The sequence below is a fragment of the Sphingomonas sp. CCH9-F2 genome, from assembly GCF_001556735.1.
Classification (GTDB): Bacteria; Pseudomonadota; Alphaproteobacteria; order Sphingomonadales; family Sphingomonadaceae; genus Sphingomonas; species Sphingomonas ginsenosidimutans.
In genome coordinates this window covers 1-4,392 of sequence record NZ_LSJO01000551.1, presented here as the reverse complement: position 1 = coordinate 4,392, position 4,392 = coordinate 1, and the positions used below count along the sequence as shown (strand labels likewise).

5 protein-coding genes and 1 pseudogene are annotated in these 4,392 nt (G+C 69.5%); 3 read left to right on the top strand and 3 right to left on the bottom strand.

What is annotated here, in order from left to right:
* Positions 1-470: pseudogene (locus tag AX685_RS15535) on the top strand (MFS transporter); the annotation flags it as partial.
* A 4-nt stretch (positions 471-474) separates the two neighbouring features.
* Here the strand turns inward: AX685_RS15535 and AX685_RS15530 are convergent.
* From AX685_RS15530 to AX685_RS15520, 3 genes are read right to left on the bottom strand one after another with little or no spacing between them, the layout of a single operon-like run.
* On the bottom strand, positions 475-1,017 hold the full coding sequence (locus AX685_RS15530) for a superoxide dismutase family protein (RefSeq protein ID WP_096609841.1): 543 nt from the start codon (positions 1,015-1,017) through the stop codon (positions 475-477).
* 59 nt (positions 1,018-1,076) lie between these two features.
* The gene (locus AX685_RS15525) at positions 1,077-1,529 is read right to left on the bottom strand and encodes a MaoC family dehydratase (RefSeq protein WP_066490249.1); all 453 of its coding nucleotides are present in this window, start codon (positions 1,527-1,529) and stop codon (positions 1,077-1,079) included.
* Positions 1,530-1,531: 2 nt separating this feature from the next.
* A complete protein-coding gene (locus tag AX685_RS15520; RefSeq protein ID WP_066490247.1) occupies positions 1,532-2,401 on the bottom strand; it encodes a CDP-alcohol phosphatidyltransferase family protein in 870 nt (289 codons plus the stop codon).
* 129 nt (positions 2,402-2,530) lie between these two features.
* Between AX685_RS15520 and AX685_RS15515 the strand changes: the two genes are divergently transcribed.
* On the top strand, positions 2,531-3,637 hold the full coding sequence (locus AX685_RS15515; protein WP_066490252.1) for an inositol-3-phosphate synthase: 1,107 nt from the start codon (positions 2,531-2,533) through the stop codon (positions 3,635-3,637).
* 6 nt (positions 3,638-3,643) lie between these two features.
* Positions 3,644-4,384: a phosphocholine cytidylyltransferase family protein gene (locus AX685_RS15510; protein WP_066490240.1), complete on the top strand. Its 741-nt coding sequence runs from the start codon at positions 3,644-3,646 to the stop codon at positions 4,382-4,384.
* The last annotated feature ends 8 nt before the right edge of the window (positions 4,385-4,392 follow it).

Genomic DNA, 4,392 nt, shown 5'->3' with positions numbered 1-4,392 from the left:
TCCTGGGGGTGACGGTGGGCGGGGTCATCGCGGACCGGCTGCGCCGCACGAACCCCGCCGGGCGGCTGGTGCTGGTGATGCTGGGCGCGACGCTGCCGGTGCCGTTCCTGATCGCGGCGTTTACCGCCTCCACCCCGGTCGTCCTCTATATCGGGCTGTTCGGCGCGCAGTTCTTCGCCAGCTGGGGGCTGGGCGCCGCGGCCGCGACGACGCAGGATCTGGTGCTCCCGCGGATGCGCGGGACGGCGACCGCCACCTTCTTCATCGGCACGACGCTGCTCGGGCTGGCGCTGGGGCCATATCTGGCCGGGCGCGTGTCGACGCTGACCGGCAGCCTGTCGACCGGCATGCTGTCGCTGCTGGTGACGGTGCCGATCACGCTGGCGGCGGGCGCGATCGCCTATCGCACCGTCCCCGCCGCCGAACGCACGCGCGAGGATCGCGCGCGCGCCGCCGGCGAGGCGGTGTAGCGGCTCAGCTCGGCTGGAACACGCCGCAGGCGATGCGCCCGCCCGAATTGCCGCTCGGGTCGGTCTTCAGGTCGTCGGGCTGGGCATGGATGACCATCGCCGCGCCGTCCGCGTCCATCAGCGCCGTCAGCGTCGCGCCGGGGATCGTCGCCGCGATCGTCCCGCGCCCGTCGTTGGCGATCACCAGGTTGGGCAGATCGCCCTGATGCGGCCCCTGCGGGTTCATCGCGCCATGCTTCATCCCGGTCGGGTTCCAGTGCCCCCCCGCGCTGGCGAAGTCGGGCGCGTCGCAGCGGCCGACCATATGGACGTGCGCGCCATGCGTGCCCGGCGGCATCCCGGTCGCGTCGATCGTGAAGCGCACGCCGCCCGCCACGTCGGTCGCGGTCGCGCGGCCCACCGGCGCGCCGGTCGCGGTCGCCAGCATCGCGGTCGCGCTCGCCCCGCCCGCCACCGGCGTCCCCGTCGCCATCTTGCCTTCGTCGTTGCAGCCCGCCAGCACCAGCGCCGCCAGCCCCGCGCCCGCCGTCATCACCATCCGCAGCATCACCGACCCTCCTGTTGATCCGTCCGGGGCGAACCCGTGGCGCGGCGGCCGGGTTCCGGTCAAGCCGGCCGCGCCATCATCAGCGCGGCGCGTAACGTGCGGCACACGATCTCGTCGCGCTGGTTCAGCCCGACGTGCGCGAACGTCACCACCCCCTGTCCGGGGCGCGACGCGGACGGGCGCAGCGCGGTTACCTCCGTCTCCGCTCGGATCGTGTCGCCCGCGAACACCGGCTTGGGAAAGGTCGTCTCGCTCATCCCCAGATTGGCGACGGTCGTGCCGAAGGTCGTGTCCTGTACCGTCAGCCCGATCACCAGCCCCAGGGTGAACAGCGAATTCATCAGCGGCCGCCCGAATTCGGTCGTCGCGGCATAATGATGGTCGATGTGGATCGCCGCGGGATTGTAGGTCAGCGCGCTGAACAGCACGTTGTCCGCATCGGTCACCGTCCGGCGGATCTCATGGACGAAGCGGCGCCCGACCGTGAATTCCTCGAACCACAACCCGGCCATCGTCAGTCCCCTCCTGCCGCGATCAGCCGCGCGATCCGCCGCCCGCTGGCCGCCGCCTGCATGATCGCAAACGCCAGCACAAGGTTCAGCGCCACCAGCTCGATCAGAAAGAACCACAGCGGCGATCCCGCGATCATGCTCAGCCCCAGCAGGATCGTGCGCGGGTTCGCGCCGATGATCGCCACCACCGGCAAGGTCGATCGCCCGGCGGTGCGCGCGATTTCCGCGATCCGCCGGCGCTCGGCCGGATCGGCCTCCGCGCTGGCGACCAGCGTGTTGACCACCTGCGTCGGGCCGGACAGCCGGTTCCACACCCACAGATAGATCGCCGACAGCCGCACGCCGATGCCGTCGCCGGTCGCCTTCGCGGTCTGCAACCACGGCACCCCATAGGCCCACCATTGATAGGTGCGCCGCGCGCTTTCCGCGAACACCGACTGGACCGCGCGGCTCAGCCCCGCACCGACCGCCAGTATCCAGGCCCAGCCGCCGATCTGGTCATCGAGCCGCATCGCCAGCAACACGTACAGTACCGCATGGCCGGCATAGTCGCACAGCCCGTCGACGATCTCCCCCGATGCCGACGCGCGCCCGGACATCCGCGCCAGCGCCCCGTCCGCACCGTCGACGACGTGCCACGACAGGTGCAGCACGAACCCCAGCGCGATCGCCCACGGCGTGCCCACGACGGCGTACAGCACGCCCGCCGCCATCACGATCACCGCGCCCGCGATGGACACCATATTGGGCGTCACCGGCGTCGGCACCAGCACGCGCGCCAGCCGGTGCGCCAGCGGGTGGTAGATCGTGCGATTGAGAAAGCCCTGCAACTCCTTGGGTTTTCCCGCGTTGCTCGGTTCGGGTCGGTCCAACGTATCCCCCAATGATCTTGTCGCCGAACGCCCTATCAGGCGGCGGCTTCGCTTGACACCTGCCACGTATCTGTCACCTAGCAGCAACGGATTTGTATCAATGCCGGCATGGCCGGCGAGCGGGGTTTCATGGCGACGATCAAGGTTGCGGTCATCGGCGTTGGCAATTGCGCCAGCAGCCTGGTGCAGGGGAAGTATCATTATGCTGGCAGCAATACCGGCGCTGGCCTGATCCATGAGGATATCGGCGGGTACAAGGTCGGCGACATCGACTTCGTCGCGGCGTTCGACGTCGATTCGCGCAAGGTCGGGCTGGACCTGGGCGAGGCGATCTTCGCCAAGCCGAACTGCACCAAGGTGTTCCACGCCGACGTGCCCGCCACCGGCACCATCGTGAAGATGGGCGCGAAGCTGGACGGCGTCGCCCCGCACATGCTGACCGCCGCGAACGATCGCGGGTTCGAGGTCGACGACACGCGCGACGCGTCGAAGGCGGAAATCATCGCCGAGCTGAAGGCGACGGGCGCGGAAGTGCTGGTCAACTTCCTGCCGGTCGGCAGCCAGGAAGCGACCGAATTCTACATGGAATGCGCGCTTGAGGCGGGCGTCGGCGTCGTCAACTGCATGCCGGTGTTCATCGCGTCGAAGCCCGAATGGGAAAAGCGGTTCGCCGATGCCGGCCTGCCGATCGTCGGTGACGATATCAAGGCGCAGGTCGGCGCCACCATCGTCCACCGCGTGCTGTCGAACCTGTTCGGCCAGCGCGGCGTGACGATCGACCACACCTACCAGCTGAACACCGGCGGCAACACCGATTTCATGAACATGCTTGACCGCAATCGCCTGTCGAGCAAGAAGGAATCGAAGACCGAGGCGGTGCAGGCGGTGATCGCCGAGCGGCTGGCGGACGAGAATATCCACGTCGGCCCGTCCGACTACATCCCGTGGCTGCACGACAACAAGCTGTGCTTCCTGCGGCTGGAAGGCAACCAGTTCGGCGACGTGCCGATGAACCTGGAACTGCGCCTGTCGGTCGAGGACAGCCCGAATTCGGCGGCCTGCGTAGTCGATGCGATCCGCTGCGTGAAGCTGGGGCTGGAGCGCGGCGTGTCCGGCGCGCTCAACGGCCCGTCGGCCTATTTCTGCAAGCACCCGCCGCAGCAGGTCACCGATGACGTCGCGGCGCAGCTGACCGACGAATTCATCAACGCCGACGCGCGCCTCGCCGCCGAGTAAGCGTTCATGCACGCACTGATCGTCGCGGCCGGCTTCGGCAGCCGGCTGCGCGCGGTGTCGCCGTCGAAGCCGCTCACCCCGGTCAACGGCGTGCCGTTGATCGAACGGGTGATCCGTGCCGCGCATGACGGTGGGGCGACCGCCTTCACCGTCGTGACCGGGCACGAAGGCGATGCGGTGGAGGCGTTCCTGGCCACCGCCGCCGCGCGGCTGGCGCTGCCGATCGCCTGCGTGCGTACCGCCGACTGGAACCTGCCCAACGGCCATTCGGTACTGACCGGCGCCGGTGCGATCGGCGCGCGCCGTCATTTGCTGATGATGGCCGACCATCTCGTCGACCCCGCGCTGATCGCCACCGTCGCTGGCGCGCCCGCCGCCGGGCTGGTGCTGGGCGTGGACCGGCGGCTCGACAATCCGCTGGTCGATCTGGACGACGTCACGCGCGTGCGCACCGATCCCGCCGATCCGACGCGGATCGTCGCGATCGGCAAGCATTTGCCCGATTACGATGCCTTCGACACCGGCGTGTTCGCGGTCGATGCGCGCTTCCACGATGCGTTGCGCGCCTCGATCACCGCCGGCGGGGCGGGGTCGATCTCCGCCGGGGTGGAGGCGCTGGCCGCCACCGGCCAGGCGCGGGTGATCGACACCGGCGATCACTGGTGGCTCGACGTCGACGATCCGCGCGCGCTCGACCAGGCGGAAGCCGCGCTGGCGCTGGCGGACCGCTACGTCGTCGCCGCCTGACGGGCGGC

Bases quoted from the DNA above. Each gene is read 5' to 3' on its own strand.
- AX685_RS15530 (WP_096609841.1), bottom strand. From the start codon at position 1,017: ATGCTGCGGATGGTGATGACGGCGGGCGCGGGGCTGGCGGCGCTGGTG.
- AX685_RS15525 (WP_066490249.1), bottom strand. From the start codon at position 1,529: ATGGCCGGGTTGTGGTTCGAGGAATTCACGGTCGGGCGCCGCTTCGTC.
- AX685_RS15515 (WP_066490252.1), top strand. From the start codon at position 2,531: ATGGCGACGATCAAGGTTGCGGTCATCGGCGTTGGCAATTGCGCCAGC.
- AX685_RS15510 (WP_066490240.1), top strand. From the start codon at position 3,644: ATGCACGCACTGATCGTCGCGGCCGGCTTCGGCAGCCGGCTGCGCGCG.